The sequence below is a fragment of the Variovorax sp. 10N412 genome (assembly GCF_056394985.1).
Map to the genome: position 1 here is coordinate 565,129 of NZ_JBFTIO010000002.1, position 18,567 is coordinate 583,695.

An 18,567-nucleotide genomic window follows, 5' to 3' on the forward strand; every position below is an offset into this window, starting at 1 on the left:
CCGTGACCCTTTACTCGACGCCTTCCAGAAACTCGAATCCCATGGTTCGCGCGTGATAGTGCAGTCCGCCGTCCTGCACGATCAAGAAGCGCGCACCCTGCGGCCCTGCGTTGTGGTGCGAATGCGGCGCGCCCGGCGGCGTGACCAGCGTGGCCCAGGGCTCCCACGGGCACTGCGCGTCGCCAACGACCGAGTGGCAGCCCTCGCCCTGCACCACCAGCGTGACGGCGGCCGAGTTGTGGCGGTGCGTGCGCTGGTGCGTGCCAGGCTCCAGCGTGTTGAAGCTCAGCGTCAGCGTGGGCGTGAGGTTGCGCGCGGCGGCCTGCCGGTCGGACGAGAAGATCAGCGCGCGGCCCGAGGTGTCGTCGCGCGTGCCGCTCGAAAAGATCAGCGCGAACTGGCGCTCGATTTCCGCGGCCGGATAGTGCACGGCGTCGATGGTCGCCTTGGCCAGCGGCGCAGGCTGCGCGCGCTCGAAGGCCAGCTGCGGCTCGTTGCCGACGGTCCACAGCAGCACGCCTTCGGCACCGGCCTCGAGCCGGTAGCCCTTGGCGCCAGGCAGCAGAAAGACATCGCCCGTGCCGAACGCAAAGCCGTCCGTGCCGCCGGCCAGGCGGCCGCTGCCGGAGATCACGTACCACACCGACCCGGTGGCGCACACGTCCAGCGACAGCAGCGCGTCGCGCGCGGCAACGCGCACATAGCGCGCGAGCATCAGCGGCGTGGTGGCCGCAAAGCCGCAGCCCAGCGCACGCGACTGGTCGCACTCGAACACGCCGAAGCGATCTTCCGCGGGCGGCGGGAAAAGCCGCGCCGGCACTGCCGGCAGCTTCACGTTGAAGGCATTGCCCGAGTTGAAGAAACGCGCGCGGGCCTGCGCGGCGCTGGCCGGCGCACGCGGATGCTGCATCGGCAGGTCGGCCATGTCCACAGGGGTGGCGGTGGCTTCTGTGGCGGCGACAGTGGCATTCATGGCGAATCGCCCTCCCCGGTTGTTGCGCCTGGCAGCGCGTAAGGCAGCAAGACGCGCAGCAGCACGTTCGCCCCCGCCGCCACGTGCGCGGGCTCGGCCCACTCGTGTTCCGCATGGCTCACGCCGTCGCGGCAGGGAATGAAGATCATCGCGCTCGGGCACAGCGGGGCCATGTGGCGTGCATCGTGGCCGGCGGCCGAAAGAATGGGCATGTGCGGCTCCCCGATGCGCTGCGCGGCATGGGCAATCGCCTGCTGCAGCGCCGGGTCGAATTCATTCGACGGTGCATCGACCAGCGGCGTCACCGTCACCCGGCACGGCAGCGCGAACAGCTCGCACGAAGCCGCGAGCCTCTGGCCCAGCAGTTCCAGCACGGTGTTGTCGGGGTGGCGCAGGTCGATGCGCAGCGTCACGCGCTCGGGCACCACCGACGGCGCGTTGGGTTCGACCTGCAGGCGCCCGATGGTGAACTTGACCGCGTCGTCGTACCCGCCGATCTGCGCGTACAAGACCATCGCCATGCGCGAGAACGCCGCCAGCGCGTCGCGCCGGTCCGCCATCGCGAGCGTGCCGGCGTGGCCGCGCTCACCTTCGATGACGATGTCGAAGGTCTTCTTGCCCTGGATGCCGGTGACGACGCCGATCACGCACTCCTGCGCCTCCAGGATCGGCCCCTGCTCGATGTGCGCCTCGACATAGGCCGCCAGCGGAAACCCGAGCGGGCGTCGGCGCAGCGCGGGGAACGCGGCGTGCAAGGCATCCAGCGCATCGGCCACTGACACACCCTTCGCATCGCGCACCGCGCGCACGTCTTCGAGGCTGCGCACACCAGCGAAGGCTTCCGAGCCCATCATGCCGGGCGCGAAGCGCGAGCCCTCCTCGTTCATCCACGCCACGCACACGATGTCCACCGGCGGACGCACGCCGCGTTGCGACAGCGTGGTCAGCACCTCCAGCGCGGCCGCCACGCCGTACACGCCGTCGAAGCGCCCGCCGCCGGGCTGGCTGTCGAGGTGGCTGCCGGCCAGCACCGGCGGTGCCTCCCGGTCCACGCCGGGCAGCGCGATGAACAGGTTGCCGGCCGCGTCGGTCGAAGGCTCCAGGCCGGCCGACAGCGCCCAGTCGATCATCGTGCGCCACGCTGCGATTTCTTCCGCGCTCAGCGCCTGCCGGTCGACGCCGCCGCCCGGCGTGGCACCGATGCAGGCCAGCGCCATGAGCCGGTCCCAGAGCCGGTCGGCATCGATGCGCCAGATGCCCTGCTGCACCGCGACAGTCGCCGGGGCGTTCATCAGTCGGTCTTCATGATCTGGCTGGGCAGCGCGCGCGGGTCGCGCGGCTTCCACTGGCCGGCCTCGACCTGCGCGAAGAACTCCGCCAGCAGGGCGTTGAACGCGGCCGGCTCTTCCAGGTTGAGCGTATGGCCCGTCTTGGGCATCACGGCCAGGCCGCAGGCCGGCACGGTCTTCTTCAGGAAGATGCCCGGCTGCAGGCAGTGGTCGTCCTCGTCGCCGACCACCACGAGCGAAGGCACGGTCATCGCGCGCAGGTCGCTTTCCAGGTCGTAGATCGACGGGCGCCGCGCCTGCACGCCGCGCATGGTGTTGGCCGCACCCACGGCATCGTGCTCGCCGAGCCAGGTCGCAAACTCCTGCCAGCCGCGCGGGTCCTTGTTCTGGAACTGCACGCGGCTCGCGCCCAGCGAATAGGTGCGGGCGAATTTCTCGGAGCCCTGGGCCTCGAACTGCTTCGCGACCTCGAGCGAAACGCCGCGAAAGTAGTCTTCGTGCTCCTTCTCGGCGCCGTAGCCCGCGCCTGCAATCACCAGCGAGGCTGCGCGCTTCGCATGGCGCAGGCCGAAGTGCAGCGTCGCGAAGCCGCCCATCGACAGGCCCACGATGTGCGCGCGCTCCAGGTTCAGCGCATCCATCACGGCCACGATGTCATCGGCCGCTGTGGCCTGCGAATAGCGTTCCACGTCGGCCGGCACGTCCGACGGCGGATAGCCGCGCGCGCCGAAGGTCACGCACTGGTGGCGCCGCGCGAAGTAGCGCATCTGCGGCTCCCAGCTGCGGTGGTCGCCGCCGAACTCGTGCACGAACACGATGGGGGTGCCGCTGCCGGCCGTCTCGTAGTACAGGCGAATGCCGTCGGGGGTGGTGGCAAAACTCATGGCCCGGCCTTTCAGAAGAGCGCCGCCGTGGCGGGCAGGCTGCGCGCGCGTTCCACCGCCTGCGGCAGCACGTCGCACAACGCCTGCGCCCACGCCTTCGGCACGGTGGTCGAGATCTTGATGAAGCGATGGCCGAAGCGCGGCGTGTGGTACGTGCCCTGGCGCACCATGATGTCGTGCTCGCCCAGCGCGGTAACCAGCGCCTCGGGCGTCACGCCCGCCTTGCTGCACTCGACCACGATGAAGTTGGCCTGCGACGGAAACACCGGCACTTCGAAGCCCGGCAGCCTGGCGAAGGCGTCGACGATCATCTGCTGGTTCTCGCGCTGCTGCGTGATGACTCCGGCCATCCATTCGTCCTTCACGCCCAGGCCCGCGATGGCCGCGCGCTGCGCCAGCACGCTGGCACCCAGTGGCGCCTGCGAGTGCGGCAGGATCCGCGCGAGCAGCTCGGGCGACGCCACCAGCGCGCCCAGCCGCAGGCCGGCAAGGCCGAGCCACTTCGAGAAGCTCACGATGGTCACGGTGCCTTCCGGGTAGAAGCGCGAGGCCAGCGTGTGGCTGTCGGCAAAGTCGCGGTAGGTGCAGTCGTGGATCAGCACGGCGTCGATCTCGCGCGCGCGGTCCGCGAAGGCGCGCATCTCGTCTTCGGTGTAGGTGGTGCCCAGCGGGTTGTTCGGGTCCACCAGGTAGATGACCGACGTGTTGTCGTCGGTCGCCGCCGCCAGCGCCTCGGCCGACAGCTTGAAGCCGTACTCCGGCCCGTAGATCGGAATCTCGGTGATCACAGCGCCGGCCTTGGCCGCGAACTGCAGCGGCCACTTCCAGCCCGGATCGGTGGTGACGAAGCCCTTGCCGACCGCGCAGAAGGCACGGCAGGCTAGTGCCAGCGCCGAGACGGCACCGTCGGTCACCACGGCCGACTGGTTCGGCACGCCCAGGTCTTCAACAATCGCCGAGCGCAGCGCTTCCATGCCCAGCGGCGGCGCATAGGCGTGGAAGCTCTCGTCGTCGATGGCGTCATGCAGCGCCTTCTTCACCGCGGGGTGCAGCGGGAAGTGGTTGGTGTTCTGGCCCAGCCACATCAGGTCGGGGTTGGTGAAGAGCTTGTCGAAATACTGGTTGCGGGTTTCGGCGTCGCTCGTCACTGCGGGCACGGCCGCTGCGGGGTTCAGCGCCGCGTTCATGCTGCGAGCCTTTGCGCCTGCTCGGCGGCCATGGCCTTCTTGCTGGTCTTGATGATCGAGCCGCGCGAGGCAATGCCGCCGTCGATGGTCACCACCGTGCCCGTGATGTAGCCGGCGCGCGGCGAGGCCAGGAACACCATCAGCTCGGCCACTTCTTCCGGCGTGGCCGGGCGGCCGCCCGGGTAGTTGTCGAACAGCTCTTCCCAGCGGCCTTCGTCGCCGTGCGTGTCGAAGGCGCGGCGCTTCATGAGCTTGACCATGCGGTCGGTCGCGACCGGGCCGGGGTTCACGCCCACCACGCGGATGCCGTCGTCCAGGCTCACGCCGCCCAGGGCGCGCGTGAAGGCCATCACGGCCGCGTTGCCGGTGGAGCCCGCGATGTAGTTGGCGTCCCAGTTCTCGCCGGAGTTGCCGATGTCGTTCACGATCACGCCGCCGCCCGCGGCCTTCATGCGCGCGTAGTAGATCTGCGTGAGCTCCATGTAGCCCAGCACCTTGAGCTGGAAGCCGCGGCGCACCACGGCGAAGTCGAGCGACTCGATGGGGCCGGCCGGAATGTCGCCCGCGTTGTTCACGAGGATGTCGACATGCCCCGCCGCCTCGGCCAGCTGCTGCATGGCGCCGGGCGCGGCCAGGTCCATCGGGTGGATGCGCACGTTGATCGGGTAGATCTTCTCGATCTCTTCCTTGGCCGCGGCCAGTGCCACGCCGTCGCGCGCGGCCAGCTGCAGGTGGCAGCCTTCGGCTGCGAACGAATGGGCGGCCGCAAGGCCGATGCCTTTGGACGCGCCGGTGATGAGTACGGTCTTGCCTTCGAGTTCGAGTTTCATGATGAAGTGATGTCCGGGAATGCGGTCGAAAAAGTGGGTGTTGAAAAGGCGCTCAGGGCGCGCCGCCGTCCTGCTCGGACAGCGCCGCGATCAGGTCGACGATGTCGTCCTCGAGCAGGCTCACGTGGTCGATGGCGGAAGAAAACGCGGCGCCCGGGTCGTTGCGCCGGATGGCGTCCAGGATGGCGCCGTGCTCGCCGATGGTGGCGGTCATGCGCCCGGGCTGGAAGGTGACGTAGCGGCGGTACACGCGCACCCGCTTGCGCAGCGCGCGCGTCTGCTCGGCCAGGTAGTGCGTGTTGGAGGCCTCGTACAGCGCGTCGTGGAAGTCCTGGTTCACGTCGTAGAAACGCGAGTGATCGCCCGAGGCCAGGATGCTGGTCAGCTCGTCGTGCAGCGCGCCCATGCGCGCCTTCTGCGCTTCGGTGGCACGGCGCGCGGCGAACTTGGCGCACAGGCCTTCCATCACGGCCATCATCTGGAACATCTCGATGAGCATCGGCAGCGAGATGCGCGCCACGCACACGCCGCCCTGGCGGCTGCGCAGGTCGACCAGGCCCGTGGCGGCCAGCGCCTTCAGCGCCTCGCGCACCGGCGTGCGCGACACCTTGAAGCGCTCGGCCAGCTCGGCTTCGTCGAGCCGCGCGCCGGGCTTCATGACGCCGCTGACGATCAGGTCTTCCAGCGTGTCCTTCAGCTCGTCGGACAGCGTGGCGCCCTTGCCGCGCTGGCGCTCGCGTCCGCGCAGCATCGCGGGCTCCGCCATCTCGGGTTCGTTCGGTTCCATGGTCTTGCCTTCCTTGTTGTGTTTGTCTTTGTCGGTCTTCGATCGCGGGGCGCTGCGGCAAACCCGCGGGTCAGAACGGGCGGTCGCCCGCCACCGTGGTGCGGTGCATCACGCGGCGGTACACGTTGTCGTCGTACGGCGTGGCGCGGTGCATGGTGCAGCGGTTGTCCCACACCAGCAGGTCGCCCGCGAGCCACTTGTGGCGGTAGCTGAACTCGGGCGAGATGGCGTGCGCATTCAGCTCGGCCAGCAGCGCGGTGCTTTCCTCGGCGGGCAGCCCGTCGATCTGCTTGACCACGTCTTCGCCCACGTAGAGCGACAGGCGGCCGGTCTCGGGGTGCGTGCGCACCAGCGGATGCACGACGTCGGGCGTGGCGGCCAGCTGCTCGGGCGTGAGCGGGTTGCGGTCGGCAAACGCCTTGCCGTAGTAGTTGGCGTAGCTGTGCGTGGCCGTCATGGGGCGGATGCGCGCCTTCATGTCGTCGTCCAGCGCCTCGTAGGCGGCGTGCATCGAGGCGAAGAAGGTGTCGCCCTCCACCGGCGGCACTTCCAGCGCGTAGAGCAGCGCGCCCATCGAGGGCTCTGCCTTGTACGACAGGTCGGAGTGCCAGTTCCAGCCCTCCTTGTGGTTGCCGATGGGCTTGCCGTTTTCCGACACGTTCGACAGCACGTACACCTCCGGGTGCTCCTTCTTCAGGAACTGGGTGAGCACATGGCCCAGCAGCGGTCCGAAGCGGCGCGAGAAGGCCACGTGCTGCGCCTCGTTGATGCTCTGGCCGCGAAACAGCAGCACCGAGCGCTGGTTGAGCGTGTCGCGCAGCACGGCGAAGTCGTCGTCGCCCACCGGCTCGCGCAGGTCGATGCCTTTGACTTCGGTGCCGATGAAGGAGGTGAGGTTCTCGAGTTGCATGATCGAAATGTGTCTCTGGGGGTGAAGATGAAAAGAACGGCTGTCAGAGCCTGTAGTCGGGCTGCGTGCGCTCCAGCATGCGCAGGAACGCAGGCCATTCGCGCGTGCCGGGCGGCAGGATGTCGCCGGCGAATTCGGTGAACTGGCGCGCGGCCAGCGCGCTCACTTCGGGCTGCGGGTACACCAGCGATTCGCCGGGCGCCACGCCGCCCTGCGCGAGCAGCTGCACCTTGGCCGCCTTCTCGAAGTAATACATGAGGATGAAGGCCTCGGGAATGGTGCGGCCCACGGTCAGGATGCCGTGGTTGCGCAAGACCAGGGTGTTGTGCGCACCGAGGTCGCGCACCAGCCGCTCGCGCTCGCCGGTTTCCAGCGCCACGCCTTCGTAGTCGTGGAACGCGGTGTGGCCCTGGTAGCGCATTGCGAACTGGCTCAGCGGCAAAAGGCCGTTCGGCATGGCCGCGATGGCGGTGCCCGCGTCGGAGTGCGTGTGCAGCACGCACAGTGCGTCGGGCCGGCCCGCGTGAATGGCGCTGTGGATCACGAAGCCGGCCTGGTTGACCTCGGCCTCGGTGTCGTCGATCTTGCGGCCGTCGAGGTCGATCTTCACCAGCGACGAGGCCGTCACTTCCGAGAACAGCAACCCGTACGGGTTGATCAGGAAGTGATGCGCCGGCCCCGGCACGCGTGCCGAGATGTGGTTGTAGATGAGGTCGTCCATGCCGAAGTGCGCCACCAGCCGGTAGCAGGCGGCCAGCTGCACGCGCAGCTCGGCTTCGGTGTCGGGATATGCCGCGGGATTCGTCTTTGCCATCAGCGCCACCACACCAGTTTCTGGTCGATCCAGATCAGCAGGCCATAGAACACCATGCTCGCCAGCGACGCCACCAGCACCGCCGACCACACGCTCAGCAGGTCGACCTGCTGCGTCGACTCATAGATCATTCGCCCGAGCCCCGCATAGGCGCCCAGCATCTCGCCGACGATCGCGACGATCATGCTGCGCGGCACGCCGATGCGCAGGGCAGTGACCACCGAGGGCATGGCCACCGGCAGGCGCAGGCGCCAGACGATCTTCATGGGCCCTGCGCCGAAGCTGCGCATCAGGTTCACCGCCGCCAGGTCGGCCTGCTTCAGCCCGTGCAGCGCATTCACCAGCATGGTGAAGCCGACCGCCAGCGCCACCAGCGCGATCTTCGAGGCGGCGCCCAGGCCGAACCAGATCAGGAACAGCGGCGCATAGGCCACCGTGGGCACCGCGTTCACGGCCACCGCCAGCGGCATCACGATGCGCTCCAGCGGCGGTGCGAGCAGCAGCAGCACGGCCAGCAGCAAGCCCAGAACGCTGCCCAGCGCATAGCCGCCGAGCGCCTCGCCCAGCGTGGCCAGCAGCGCGGCCATCAGGCGGGCGGTGTCAGTGAAGGCGTGCTGCACGATCGCGCCCAGGCTGGGCAGCACGAACGGCGGAATCTTGAACAACAGGATCGCGCCCTCCCACACCACCAGCAGCACGACCACGCTCAGCACCACCGGCACCACGGGTGAATCTTTCAACTTTCGCTGCGCCACCATACGAGCCTCCTTTCCACGAAGGTGAGCAGCCCGTACAGCAGCGCACCCATGAGCCCGCAGGCAAACATCACCACCCACAGGCGCACCACGAGGTCGGCGTTCATCGCCTCCATGAGCATCACGCCCAGGCCCACGGTCTCGCCGAACCATTCGCCCACCACCGAGCCGATGAGGCTCAGGCCGATGGCCACGCGCAGCCCCACCATGATCTGCGGCAGCGCCGAGGGCACGGCCAGCTTGAAGAACATCGTGAAGCGGTTGGCGCCGAAGCTGCGCATCAGCGCCATGCGCTGCGGGTCGCACGACTTCAGCCCGCGCAGCGTGTTCACCGTGACGGGGAAGAACGTGAGGAAGAACGCGGTCATCACCTTGGCCAGCAGCGAGTTGCCGAACCAGATGACGATGAGCGCACCGAAGGCCACCACCGGCACCGTCTGCGACACCACGAACAGCGGGAACACCGAGCGCTCCATCCAGCGCGAGTAAGTGAACACGGTGCCGCAGAGGCAGCCGAACACCGCCCCCATGGCAAAGCCCAGCACCGTTTCGAGCAGCGTGCGGCCGAAGCCGCGCGCCAGTTGCGGCCACACCGACCAGGCGTCCTGCGCGATGGCGCTGAGCGCCGGCAGGTAGCGCGGCGACGGCGCGAAGGCGTGCACGCACAGCTCCCACACCAGCGCCAGGCCCACGAAGGCCAGCACGGGCGAGCGCACGGCGCGCTGCAGGAGTGCGTTCACGAGGCGGTGCCCTCCTGCGCGAAGGTCTTCTGGCTTTCTTCCTCGATCTCGGCCAGCAGGCGCTGCTTGAGGCCGATGAACTCCGGCGTGAGCACCACCGACGGGTCGCGCGGACGCGGCAGGTCGATCACGGTTTCGCTCTTCACCGTGCCGGGGCGCGCGGTCATCACCAGCACCTTGTCGCCCAGCAGGATGGCTTCGTCGATGTCGTGCGTGATGAAGAGCACCGTGCGGCGGTGTTTCGCCCACAGCTCCAGCAGCCAGTGCTGCATGCGGGTGCGGGTGAGCGCGTCGAGCGCGCCGAAGGGTTCGTCGAGCAGCATCAGGTCGCGCTCGAACAGGAAGGTGCGCATCAGCGCCACGCGCTGGCGCATGCCGCCCGACAGCTGGTGCGGGTAGTGGTTGGCGAAGCCGGCCAGGCCGAACTCCGGCAGCATGGCGCGGGCGCGTTCACGCGCCTCCTTGCGCGGCACGCCTTCCACCTCGAGCGCGAGGATGGCGTTGTCCAGCACGGTGCGCCACGGAAACAGCAGGTCGCGCTGCGGCATGAACGACACCTTGCCGAGCAGCTGGCCGTCGCGCTGCGGCGCGCCGCCGAACAGCAGCGAGCCGTCGTCGTCGGGCGGCAGCAGGCCCGCGATCATGTTGAAGAGCGTCGACTTGCCGCAACCCGAGGGGCCCACGAGTGTGACGAACTCGCTCTTCGCGATCCGCAGGTTGACGCCCGACACCGCGACGGTCTGGGCCTGCGCCTCACCGAAGCGCTTCCACACGTTGACCAGTTCGAGCATGGGCGGCGCCGTGTCTGCCACGGCGGGCGGCATCACTTCGTGAGGCATGAATTTCATGACGTTGCGATACGGCTCAGAACTTCTTGTCGGCCGCAGGCACCTGCGTCCAGAAGCTGGCGTCGTAGGCCTTCGACAGGTCGGCCGGCGCCTTCAGCGCCTTGTAGCCCACGAGCTGCGTCTGCATCTTCTCGACGGTCGGCAGGTCGATGGCCAGGATGCCGTCGCTGCCGCCCTTGCCGGCCTTCACGAGCTTTTCGAACTCGTCGAGCATGGCTTCCTGGTGCGGGCGGTTCAGGCTGGGCGAGGCGGCCATGATGATGTCGATGGCCTCCTTCTTGTTCTGCAGCGCGTACTTCCAGCCCTTGACGGTGGCGTTCATGAAGGCCTGCACCTGCTGCGGTTTCTCGTTGCGGTACTTCTCGGACACCAGCACGGTGTCTTGCTGCACCACCACGCCGTAGTCGTCGGGCTTGATGAGCACCAGCTTGTCGCCCAGGCCCTGCTCCTTGAGCGTGTTGAGCTCGTTGTAATAGGTGGCGGCGGCCACGTCGAACTGCTTCTCGACGAAGGGCGCCATGGAGCCCGACTGCGGCACGATGGTCAGGTCGGCCTGCTTCACGCCGGCCGAGGCCAGCATCGAGTACAGCGTGTACTGCGTGCCGGTGAACCAGGTGGCCACCTTCTTGCCCGCGAAGTCCTGCACCTTGGTGATGCCGGAGTCCTTGTAGGTGACATAGGTGAAGGGCGTCTTCTGCACGGTCACGCCGATGCACACCAGCGGCAGGCCCTTTTCGCGGGCGAGCAGCACGGTCTCGGTGCCGCCGGCCAGGCCGAAGGTGTCGTTGCCCGAGGCCACCAGCGTCTCGACGTTGAGGTTGGGGCCGCCGGGGTTGATCGTCAGGTCGAGGCCGGCCTGGTCGTAGAAGCCCTTGGCCTTTGCCACATAGAAGCCGGCGAACTGCGCCTGCGCCAGCCACTTCAGGCGCACGGACACCTTTTCAGCAGCGGACGCCGGCAGGGCCGACAGAAGGGCCATCGACGCAGCGACGACAGCCAGGAGACGCAAGGACTTGAAAGACATGTTGAAAGCCTCTTGAATACAAAAAACCATTTAAGCAGTATCCATGCCAAGCAATTTGGGTGTGTTTTGCGCCGAAAGACGGCGAAATTGGCCCGGAACATGCACCGGAGTGCAGCTCCTGCCCCAATTCGAGCCCTCATGAACCGAATCCATGCGCTGACCGATCTCTCCGCGCGACAGGCCGCCGAGCAGATGTCCCGCGGCGACCTGCGTGCCACCGACTACGCCCGGGCGCTGCTGGAACGCGCCGAGGCCACCGTGTCTTTCGGCGCCCTGCTGCACGTCGAACCCGACGCGCTGCTGGCGTCCGCCGCGTCACTGGATGCAGGGCCGCGCCCCGCGCCCGGCACCCTGCCCCTGCATGGCGTGCCGCTGGCCTTCAAGGACAACATCGACGTGGCCGGCATGCCCACCACCGCCGGCAGCCCCTGGATGGCCGGCCACCGCCCGCGCGTCCATGCCGGAGTGACCCGGCGACTGCTCGACGCGGGCGCGCTCGTGCTCGGCAAGACGAACCTGCACGAGTGGTCGCAGGGCGTCACCGGCCACAACCACGGCTTCGGGCCCTCGCGCAACCCCTTCGACCCGGCGCGCGTCACGGGCGGCTCCAGCGGCGGCAACGCGGCGCTGCTGGCCCTGCACGCCGCGCCGGCCGCCATCGGCACCGACACGGGCGGCTCGGTGCGCGTACCGGCCGCGCATTGCGGCCTCGTGGGCTTCCGCCCGACCGTGTACCGCTGGCCCGACGAAGGCCTGGTGCCGATCTCGCCGACCTTCGACACCGCCGGCGTGATGGCGCGCTGCGTGGACGACTGCGTGCTGGTCGACCACGCCGTGGCCGGCGGTCCGCTGCGGATTGCCCCCGCACCGCTGGCGGGCGTGCGTCTCGGCGTGCCCGAGGCCTACTTCTGGCAAGACGTCGATCCGCCCGTGGCCGGCCTGGCCCGCGAAAGCCTCGAGCGCCTGCGCGCCGCGGGCGCGGTGCTGGTGCCCTGCAACCTGGCCGAAGCCGGTGCGCTGTTCCAGGAAGGATCGATGTCGATCTCGCTGTACGAGATTCTTCCCGCGCTGGCCGCCTACTTCGCGCGCCACGACCGCCCCTTCGACGCCCGCGCGCTCACCGACGCCGTGGCGAGCCCCGACGTGCGCCCGCTGTTCGAGCGCCTGTTCGGCGACACCGCCGTCACGCCCGAGGCCTACGCCCACGCGCTGCACACCCTGCGCCCGCGCATGCAGGCCGCCTACCGCGAATGCTTCGCCCGGCACGACCTGGCGGCGCTGGTGTTCCCGACCAGCCCGCTGACCGCGGCGCGCATCGGCGAGGACGTGGAAGTCACGCTGTGCGGCCGCCCGGCCTCCGCGTTCTCGGCCTACATCCGCAACACCGGCCCGGCCGGCATGGCGGGGCTTCCGGCCCTGAGCCTGCCGATGGGACTGAGCTTCGACGGCCTGCCCGCGGGGCTGGAACTGACCGGCGCGGCAGGCGACGACACGGCCCTGCTCGCGCTGGCCCTGGGTGTCGAAGCCGTGCTGCCGCCGGCCCCCGTGGCCGCCGTTGTGCACAAGTTGGCAAATCGCTGAAACGGGCGTCGCCAAAACACTACGTGGCTTGGCGTAACAAGCCTTCACGGCGAGGGGTGGGATCGGCGATGCTCAGGGCATGCCCATCGCAAATCCGGCAAGTTCACGACCGCCCCGGCGCTCCGGCTGGCGCACTGCCGCGCTGATCTACACGGTCACCGGCGTGGTGTGCATCCTGGCCATGGCCGTCGCGCCCGACAGCGAAGTCGGCATGCTCGCCGCCATCGCGGGCGGCCTGCCGTGGTCGCTGAGCCTGCTCACGCTGGGCCTGTCGCCGGGCGTGGCCAGCACCGCGCTCGTGATGCTGGCCGCGAGCTGGGCGATCAATGCCGCGCTGCTGTGGTGGCTGGCGCTGCGGCGCCCCCGACGCCCGCGGCACCATGCGCCGTCGCACCTGGCGTAGCGCCGGCTTCTTCCAGCCCCAGGTACGCGCGCCGCAACTCCGGCCGCGCCATCAGTTCCTCCGGTCGGCCCAGCGCGACGATGCGCCCCTCCTCCAGCACCGCGGCACGTTCGGCCACGTCCAGCGCCATGCCCACGTTCTGCTCCACCAGCAGCACCGCGATGCCCTCGGCATGGATGCGCCGGATGGCGGTGAACATGTCGAGCACCACGCTCGGCGCCAGGCCCAGCGAGGGCTCGTCGAGCAGCAGCAGCTTGGGACGCGCCATCAGCGCACGGCCGATGGCCACCATCTGCTGCTGGCCGCCCGACAGCGAGCCGGCCGGCTGCGCCAGCTTTTCCTTCAGCACAGGGAACAGCGTGCACACATGCTCCATCGAGCGTGCGCGCTCCAGGCGTGCCGCGCGCAGGTAGCTGCCCAGCTCCAGGTTCTCGCGCACCGCCATCTCGGTGAACAGGCGCCGCCCCTCGGGCACCAGCGCAATGCCCTGCGCGCAGAAGCGGTGCGGCGCCAGGCGCGAGATGTCCTGCCCTTCGAAGCGCATGCGCCCCGCGCTGATGCGGTGCAGCCCGGCCACCGCGTTGATGAGCGTGCTCTTGCCCGCGCTGTTGGGCCCGACGATGCACAGCAGCTCGCCCTTGCCGATGGACAGCGACACGTCCCACAGCGCGGTCGCCTGCCCGTAGGCGACGCGGATGGCTTCGAGTTCAAGCATGGGCCAGCTCCCTTTCGATGCCCGTGGCGGGCGGTGCGCTCGCCGGTGCGGCGGGGTCGGGCGCCATCGCCTGCCCCAGGTAGGCCGACACCACCTCGGGGCGCTGCATCACGTCGTGCGGCGCGCCTTCGGCCAGCACCTCGCCGCGGTTGAACACCACGATGCGGTCGCACAGTGCCATCACCGCGCGCATGACGTGCTCGACGAAGACGATGGTCGCGCCCTGGTCGCGAATGCGGCGAATGAGCGCCACGGCCTCGTCGATTTCCGAAGGCGTGAGGCCCGACAGCACCTCGTCGAGCATCAGCACCTGCGGGCGCGAGGCCAGTGCGCGCGCGAACTCCAGGAACTTGCGCTGGTGCAGGTTCAGCTCGGCCGGCAAGGCGTGCGCGCGCTCGGTGAGGCCGGTGAAGGCCAGCCACTGCCATGCCTCGGCCTCGGCCGTCTGGCGGTCGAGCGCGGCCGCGCCGAACATCGCGGGCAGCGCCACGTTCTCCAGCACCGTGAGGTGCGCGAAGGGCCGCGGGATCTGGTACGTGCGCGCAATGCCACCCTGGGCGATGCGGTGCGCCGGTACGCCCGAGATGCGCCGCCCCTCGAACTCGATGAGCCCGGACGTCACCGCATAGTGGCCGCTCGCGACATTGATGAAGGTCGACTTGCCCGAGCCGTTGGGCCCCAGAAGCCCGAGGATCTCGCCGCGCCGCACTTCCAGGCTCACGCCGCGCAGCGCGTGCACGCCCTTGAAGGACTTGCGCACGCCTTGCGCACGCAGCAGCACCTCGCCGTCGGCAACGGCGGGCTTCTTCGCTTCGGCGGCAACGGGCGCAAGGGCCGGCGCCGCCGAAGCGGCCGGCGCACCCCGCCTTGCGCTCCACCACTTCAGCACCTGCCCCAGCAGCCCTTGCGGCATGAACAGGATCACCACGATCAGCACCAGCCCCGTCAGGCCCTTGCCGATGATCGCGCTGTCGCCGCCCGTGAAGGCGTAGAGCAGCAGCGTGATTGCCGTCGCCCCCACGATGGGCCCGGCCCAGTGCCGCGTGCCGCCGAGCACCGCCATCAGCACCACCGTGAGCGGCATCGCGATGGTGAAGGTGTCGCCCGTGGTCACGTACGAGATGAACAGCGCATGCACCCCGCCCACCACGCCGGCCAAGCCGCACGACAGCGCGAAGGCGCCGAGCTTGTAGCGGTAGGTGGGCACGCCCATCACCTCGGCCACGTCCTCGTCGTCATGGATGGCGAACAGGCCCGTGCCGAAGCGCGAGTGGTACACGGCCAGCGCGGCCAGCACCGTGACCACCGCCACGCCCAGGGCCAGCAGGTAGAAGGTGCCCGAGGCGGTCGGCCCGAGCTGCGGCACCGCCACCGCGCTCATGGACACGCCCGGTCCGCCGTCGATGGGCGTGTTCAGGATGATGGTCGCCACCACGAAGGTGGCGGCCAGCGTGAGCAGCGAGAACAGTTCGGCGCGCACCGCCTGCACGCGGAAGGCCACCGCGCCCAGCAGCGTGCCCACCAGCGCGGCCACCACGGCGGCGGCCGGCAGCGTCCAGAGAAAGGGAACGTCGAAGCGTGTCGCCAGCGTGGCCGTGGTGTACATGCCGATGCCGAAGAACGCGCCGTGCCCGAACGAGAAGTACCCCGAGTAGCCCGACAGCAGGTTCCACGAGGTGGCCAGCGCCACCCAGTGCAGCACCAGGTAGAGAATGGATTCGTAGAACGCCGGCAGCCCGAGCCACGGCACCACGGCCAGCCCCGCGCCGGCCGCAAGAATCAGCAGGAACGAGCGCTTCATGCCACCCTCCCCGGCCGCACCAGCAGCACGAACATCAGCAGCGAGAACGACACCAGCGGTGCCCACGAGGGTGCGGTCACGGTCATGGTCACGGCCTCGGTCACGCCGATGATGCAGCCCGCAATCAGCGGCCCGAGCGGGCGGCCCAGGCCGCCCAGCATCACGGCCGCGAACACCACGCCGATCCATGCGTAGATCTGCGAGGGCGACAGCGTGTACGCCAACGCAATGCACACGCCCGCCACGCCGGCCAGCGCCGCGTTCAGGCCCGAGAGCATGAGCGCCAGCGCGTGCTGGTTCACGCCGAAGGCCGCGGCAATGGGCGCGTCTTCGGCCGCCGCGCGCATCGCCTTGCCCAGGTCGGTGCGGCGCAGCGCAAGCCACACCGCCAGCGAGATGCCCACGCCCAGGCCCAGCGTGATGAGTTCGGGCACCGGCAGGTACAGCGTGCCGATCTGCAGCTTGTGCTCCGCGTAGCTCGACTCCAGCTTGCGGTAGTCGGCCGTCCAGGTCCACTGCAGCAGCGCCTCGATGATCACGGTGATGCCGAAGGTGACCAGCAGCGAGTTGAAGGGGCTCACCCGAAAGCGCGTGAGCACCCAGTGCAGCGCGGCGCCCAGCACGAAGAACAGCGGCACGATGACCACCAGCGTGAGCAGCGGATCGACGCCGCGGTGGCTCGACAGCTCGTACGTGAGGTAGGCGCCCAGGAAGGCGAGCGCGAAGTGCGCCAGGTTGATCTGCCGCAGCATGCCCCACGACAGGCTGAGGCCGAGCCCCAGCAGGCCGTAGAGCGCCCCGGTGAACAGGCCCGCCAGGATGGACTGGGCCAGCAGCGTGGCACTGGGAAAGCTCATCAGCCGGTCACTCCGCGCGTCTGCAGCTTCGCGCCGGGAGCGGCCCACTCCTTGGGCCACACCACCACCCACTTGCCGTTCTGCACCTGCTTCACCTTGCCGAGGTCGTCGCCGAAGTTGCCGCGCTCGTTGAAGCGCAGCTTGCCCTGGATGGTGTCGACCTTGTTGGCGCGCAGCCAGGTGGCCATGGCCTTGTCGTCCAGGCCCTGCGTCGCGACCACGGCGGCCTCGATGATCTGCCAGGCCGAGAACGAGGCGGCGGCCTGCGTCTCCACCGCCGTGTCGGGCATGGCGGCCTTGGCCGCGCGCTCGCGGTAGAGCTTTACGAACGCGGCGGCCGTCGGGTTGTCGGTGAAGGGCGGATGGTCTTCGAAGATGGTGGTGGCCAGCGCGCCGTTGGCCTCGGGCGCCTTGAGCATCGGCGCGGGCGCGGGCACGTGATAGAAGTGATGCAGCGGTGCGTAGTCGATCTTCTTCATCGCGTCGAGCAACTGGTTGCCTTCGAGGCCGATGGCGCCGTTCCAGATGAAGTCGGGGTTGGCCTCCTTCAGCCGGCCCGCAATGGGGCCGAAGTCGCGGTTGCCGAAGTCCCACTCCAGGAACAGCACTTCCTTCAGCCCGCGCTGCCGGGCCACCTCGCGCGCGCCCAGCGCCACGAAGTGCACCGAGGGGAACTTGCTGGTGACGATGGCGATGGTCTTCGGCGGCTTGGGCGAGGTCGCCAGTGCATCGAGCACCATGGCCGGCATCGTCTTCTCGGGATCGGGCCCGAGCGACCAGGCGGGAAACTGCTGGTCGTACTTGGCCAGGCTGGGAATGCCGAAGGTGTGGTGCACCAGCGTCTTGTTGTAGCGCTGGGCCACGCCCATGGCCGAAAGAATGGCGCCCGTGGCATAGGGGCCGATGAGCAGGTCGACCTTGTCGGCCGTCACCAGTTGCTCGTACAGCGTGCGCGCGAGGTCGGGCTTGGACTGGTCGTCCTTCAGCACCCACTCCACCGGCCGGCCCAGCAGGCCGCCGCGCTGGTTGAGCGACTCCACGTAGATCTCGCCCGTGAGCTTGTGCACCAGGCCCGTGGCCGACAGCGGCCCGGTGAGCGCCAGCGTGCCGCCCACGCGAATGGGCTTGCCCGCGGGCTGCTGCGCGGCGGCGCTGCCGCTGAAGAGCGCGCCGGTGCCCAGGGCACCGACAGCTGCGACGAAGGAACGACGATCGATGCTCATTTTTTTGTCTCCGGAATGGTTGTTGTCTGCGCGGCGTGGAAACAGCCGCGCGTCAGTCGCCGTCGACCACCGGGTTGGAGAGCAGGCCCACGCCTTCGATCTCCACCTCGCACACGTCGCCCGCCTTCATGAACACCTGCGGCTTGCGCGCCAGGCCCACGCCCGAGGGGGTGCCGGCGATGATGATGTCGCCCGGCTGCAGCGCGAAGGGCTCGGAGCACACCGACACCAGCGTGGCCACGTCGAAGATCATGTCGCGCGTGTTGGCGTCCTGCAGCACGGTTCCGTTCAGGCGCGTCTGCAGCTTCAGGCCGGCGGCGCCCGCGGGCAGCTCGTCGGCGGTGACGAACTCGGGGCCGAAGGAGCCCGAGCGGTCGAAGTTCTTGCCCATCATCCATTGCGCGGACTTGAACTGGTAGTCGCGGATGGAGCCGTCGTTGAACACCGAGTAGCCCGCCACGTGGTTCAGCGCGTCGCCCTTCTTGATGTAGCGCCCGGCCTTGCCGATGACCACCAGCAGTTCGCCTTCGTAGTCGAACTGCGTGGACACGTGCGGCCGAACGATCGGCTGGTTGTGGCCCACCCACGACGACGGAAAGCGATGGAACAGCACCGGATAGGTCGGCGGGTCGAACTTGCTTTCGGCGGCGTGGTCGATGTAGTTGAGGCCCACCGCAATGGCCTTGGAAGGCGACTGCACCGGCGCCAGCCAGTCGATGTCGGACAGCGGCAGGCGCGTGCGCGCGGCGTCGCCGGCCTTCTTCGCGGCGGCCATGGCCTCGGGGCCGCCGCGCAGCAGTTCGTCCAGCGTGGCGGGCAGGCCTTCGGCCGTGAGGTTGACGACTTCCTTGTCGAGGCGCAGGCCGAGGGCCGGCTTGCCGTGGTGGTTGAAGGCGAGAAGACGCATGGAAATTCCTTGTCAGGCGGGGTTGTTCGAATGAAAAAA

19 protein-coding genes are annotated in these 18,567 nt (G+C 69.0%); 2 read left to right on the plus strand and 17 right to left on the minus strand.

The window, feature by feature from the left end:
- Window positions 1–10 precede the first annotated feature (10 nt).
- From AC1DJH_RS08200 to AC1DJH_RS08255, 12 genes are all read right to left on the minus strand, one after another.
- Entirely contained in the window at window positions 11–973 is a 963-nt protein-coding gene (locus AC1DJH_RS08200; RefSeq protein WP_478185350.1) for a cupin domain-containing protein, read from the minus strand.
- On the minus strand, window positions 970–2,265 hold the full coding sequence (locus AC1DJH_RS08205) for a Zn-dependent hydrolase (RefSeq protein ID WP_478185351.1): 1,296 nt from the start codon (window positions 2,263–2,265) through the stop codon (window positions 970–972). The genes AC1DJH_RS08200 and AC1DJH_RS08205 overlap by 4 nt, the downstream gene beginning before the upstream one ends.
- Window positions 2,265–3,146, minus strand: coding sequence for an alpha/beta fold hydrolase (locus AC1DJH_RS08210; RefSeq protein ID WP_478185352.1), 882 nt, complete (start codon window positions 3,144–3,146; stop codon window positions 2,265–2,267). The genes AC1DJH_RS08205 and AC1DJH_RS08210 overlap by 1 nt, the downstream gene beginning before the upstream one ends.
- Before the next feature lie 11 nt (window positions 3,147–3,157).
- Window positions 3,158–4,333 (minus strand): pyridoxal phosphate-dependent aminotransferase, encoded by a 1,176-nt coding sequence (locus AC1DJH_RS08215; protein ID WP_478185353.1) that lies wholly within the window; start codon window positions 4,331–4,333, stop codon window positions 3,158–3,160.
- Entirely contained in the window at window positions 4,330–5,163 is an 834-nt protein-coding gene (locus tag AC1DJH_RS08220) for an SDR family oxidoreductase (protein ID WP_435438676.1), read from the minus strand. Before AC1DJH_RS08220 ends, AC1DJH_RS08215 begins: the two co-directional genes overlap by 4 nt.
- Before the next feature lie 52 nt (window positions 5,164–5,215).
- Window positions 5,216–5,950 carry a GntR family transcriptional regulator gene (locus tag AC1DJH_RS08225; RefSeq protein ID WP_435438675.1) on the minus strand — a complete coding sequence of 245 codons (735 nt, stop codon included), beginning with the start codon at window positions 5,948–5,950 and terminating at the stop codon, window positions 5,216–5,218.
- Between the two features lie 70 nt (window positions 5,951–6,020).
- Window positions 6,021–6,860: a TauD/TfdA dioxygenase family protein gene (locus tag AC1DJH_RS08230; RefSeq protein WP_478185354.1), complete on the minus strand. Its 840-nt coding sequence runs from the start codon at window positions 6,858–6,860 to the stop codon at window positions 6,021–6,023.
- 43 nt (window positions 6,861–6,903) lie between these two features.
- The gene (locus AC1DJH_RS08235; RefSeq protein WP_478185355.1) at window positions 6,904–7,674 is read right to left on the minus strand and encodes a class II aldolase/adducin family protein; all 771 of its coding nucleotides are present in this window, start codon (window positions 7,672–7,674) and stop codon (window positions 6,904–6,906) included.
- Window positions 7,674–8,414, minus strand: a complete 741-nt coding sequence (locus tag AC1DJH_RS08240; RefSeq protein ID WP_435483973.1) for an ABC transporter permease — start codon at window positions 8,412–8,414, stop codon at window positions 7,674–7,676. The genes AC1DJH_RS08235 and AC1DJH_RS08240 overlap by 1 nt, the downstream gene beginning before the upstream one ends.
- Complete coding sequence (locus AC1DJH_RS08245; protein WP_435483974.1) at window positions 8,411–9,169, minus strand: ABC transporter permease; 759 nt, start codon at window positions 9,167–9,169, stop codon at window positions 8,411–8,413. The genes AC1DJH_RS08240 and AC1DJH_RS08245 overlap by 4 nt, the downstream gene beginning before the upstream one ends.
- Entirely contained in the window at window positions 9,166–10,017 is an 852-nt protein-coding gene (locus tag AC1DJH_RS08250; RefSeq protein WP_478185356.1) for an ABC transporter ATP-binding protein, read from the minus strand. Before AC1DJH_RS08250 ends, AC1DJH_RS08245 begins: the two co-directional genes overlap by 4 nt.
- Before the next feature lie 16 nt (window positions 10,018–10,033).
- Window positions 10,034–11,041, minus strand: a complete 1,008-nt coding sequence (locus AC1DJH_RS08255; protein ID WP_478185357.1) for an ABC transporter substrate-binding protein — start codon at window positions 11,039–11,041, stop codon at window positions 10,034–10,036.
- Between the two features lie 138 nt (window positions 11,042–11,179).
- Between AC1DJH_RS08255 and AC1DJH_RS08260 the strand changes: the two genes are divergently transcribed.
- Entirely contained in the window at window positions 11,180–12,622 is a 1,443-nt protein-coding gene (locus AC1DJH_RS08260; RefSeq protein WP_478185358.1) for an amidase family protein, read from the plus strand.
- 79 nt (window positions 12,623–12,701) lie between these two features.
- Window positions 12,702–13,025: a hypothetical protein gene (locus AC1DJH_RS08265; RefSeq protein ID WP_478185359.1), complete on the plus strand. Its 324-nt coding sequence runs from the start codon at window positions 12,702–12,704 to the stop codon at window positions 13,023–13,025.
- Here the strand turns inward: AC1DJH_RS08265 and AC1DJH_RS08270 are convergent.
- From AC1DJH_RS08270 to AC1DJH_RS08290, 5 genes are read right to left on the minus strand one after another with little or no spacing between them, the layout of a single operon-like run.
- On the minus strand, window positions 12,946–13,740 hold the full coding sequence (locus AC1DJH_RS08270; RefSeq protein WP_478185360.1) for an ABC transporter ATP-binding protein: 795 nt from the start codon (window positions 13,738–13,740) through the stop codon (window positions 12,946–12,948). The genes AC1DJH_RS08265 and AC1DJH_RS08270 overlap by 80 nt on opposite strands.
- Window positions 13,733–15,541 carry a branched-chain amino acid ABC transporter ATP-binding protein/permease gene (locus AC1DJH_RS08275; protein ID WP_478185361.1) on the minus strand — a complete coding sequence of 603 codons (1,809 nt, stop codon included), beginning with the start codon at window positions 15,539–15,541 and terminating at the stop codon, window positions 13,733–13,735. The genes AC1DJH_RS08270 and AC1DJH_RS08275 overlap by 8 nt, the downstream gene beginning before the upstream one ends.
- Complete coding sequence (locus tag AC1DJH_RS08280; RefSeq protein ID WP_478185362.1) at window positions 15,538–16,398, minus strand: branched-chain amino acid ABC transporter permease; 861 nt, start codon at window positions 16,396–16,398, stop codon at window positions 15,538–15,540. The genes AC1DJH_RS08275 and AC1DJH_RS08280 overlap by 4 nt, the downstream gene beginning before the upstream one ends.
- Window positions 16,398–17,621: an amino acid ABC transporter substrate-binding protein gene (locus AC1DJH_RS08285; protein WP_478185363.1), complete on the minus strand. Its 1,224-nt coding sequence runs from the start codon at window positions 17,619–17,621 to the stop codon at window positions 16,398–16,400. The genes AC1DJH_RS08280 and AC1DJH_RS08285 overlap by 1 nt, the downstream gene beginning before the upstream one ends.
- A gap of 52 nt (window positions 17,622–17,673) precedes the next feature.
- On the minus strand, window positions 17,674–18,528 hold the full coding sequence (locus AC1DJH_RS08290; RefSeq protein WP_435483982.1) for a fumarylacetoacetate hydrolase family protein: 855 nt from the start codon (window positions 18,526–18,528) through the stop codon (window positions 17,674–17,676).
- Window positions 18,529–18,567 lie beyond the last annotated feature (39 nt).

Excerpts from the sequence above, each read along its gene's own strand:
- AC1DJH_RS08290 (WP_435483982.1), bottom strand. The coding sequence starts at position 18,528 with ATGCGTCTTCTCGCCTTCAACCACCACGGCAAGCCGGCCCTCGGCCTG.
- AC1DJH_RS08235 (WP_478185355.1), bottom strand. The coding sequence starts at position 7,674 with ATGGCAAAGACGAATCCCGCGGCATATCCCGACACCGAAGCCGAGCTG.
- AC1DJH_RS08230 (WP_478185354.1), bottom strand. The coding sequence starts at position 6,860 with ATGCAACTCGAGAACCTCACCTCCTTCATCGGCACCGAAGTCAAAGGC.
- AC1DJH_RS08255 (WP_478185357.1), bottom strand. The coding sequence starts at position 11,041 with ATGTCTTTCAAGTCCTTGCGTCTCCTGGCTGTCGTCGCTGCGTCGATG.
- AC1DJH_RS08220 (WP_435438676.1), bottom strand. The coding sequence starts at position 5,163 with ATGAAACTCGAACTCGAAGGCAAGACCGTACTCATCACCGGCGCGTCC.
- AC1DJH_RS08280 (WP_478185362.1), bottom strand. The coding sequence starts at position 16,398 with ATGAGCTTTCCCAGTGCCACGCTGCTGGCCCAGTCCATCCTGGCGGGC.
- AC1DJH_RS08270 (WP_478185360.1), bottom strand. The coding sequence starts at position 13,740 with ATGCTTGAACTCGAAGCCATCCGCGTCGCCTACGGGCAGGCGACCGCG.
- AC1DJH_RS08285 (WP_478185363.1), bottom strand. The coding sequence starts at position 17,621 with ATGAGCATCGATCGTCGTTCCTTCGTCGCAGCTGTCGGTGCCCTGGGC.
- AC1DJH_RS08265 (WP_478185359.1), top strand. The coding sequence starts at position 12,702 with ATGCCCATCGCAAATCCGGCAAGTTCACGACCGCCCCGGCGCTCCGGC.
- AC1DJH_RS08275 (WP_478185361.1), bottom strand. The coding sequence starts at position 15,541 with ATGAAGCGCTCGTTCCTGCTGATTCTTGCGGCCGGCGCGGGGCTGGCC.
- AC1DJH_RS08225 (WP_435438675.1), bottom strand. The coding sequence starts at position 5,950 with ATGGAACCGAACGAACCCGAGATGGCGGAGCCCGCGATGCTGCGCGGA.
- AC1DJH_RS08250 (WP_478185356.1), bottom strand. The coding sequence starts at position 10,017 with ATGAAATTCATGCCTCACGAAGTGATGCCGCCCGCCGTGGCAGACACG.
- AC1DJH_RS08205 (WP_478185351.1), bottom strand. The coding sequence starts at position 2,265 with ATGAACGCCCCGGCGACTGTCGCGGTGCAGCAGGGCATCTGGCGCATC.
- AC1DJH_RS08260 (WP_478185358.1), top strand. The coding sequence starts at position 11,180 with ATGAACCGAATCCATGCGCTGACCGATCTCTCCGCGCGACAGGCCGCC.
- AC1DJH_RS08200 (WP_478185350.1), bottom strand. The coding sequence starts at position 973 with ATGAATGCCACTGTCGCCGCCACAGAAGCCACCGCCACCCCTGTGGAC.
- AC1DJH_RS08210 (WP_478185352.1), bottom strand. The coding sequence starts at position 3,146 with ATGAGTTTTGCCACCACCCCCGACGGCATTCGCCTGTACTACGAGACG.
- AC1DJH_RS08215 (WP_478185353.1), bottom strand. The coding sequence starts at position 4,333 with ATGAACGCGGCGCTGAACCCCGCAGCGGCCGTGCCCGCAGTGACGAGC.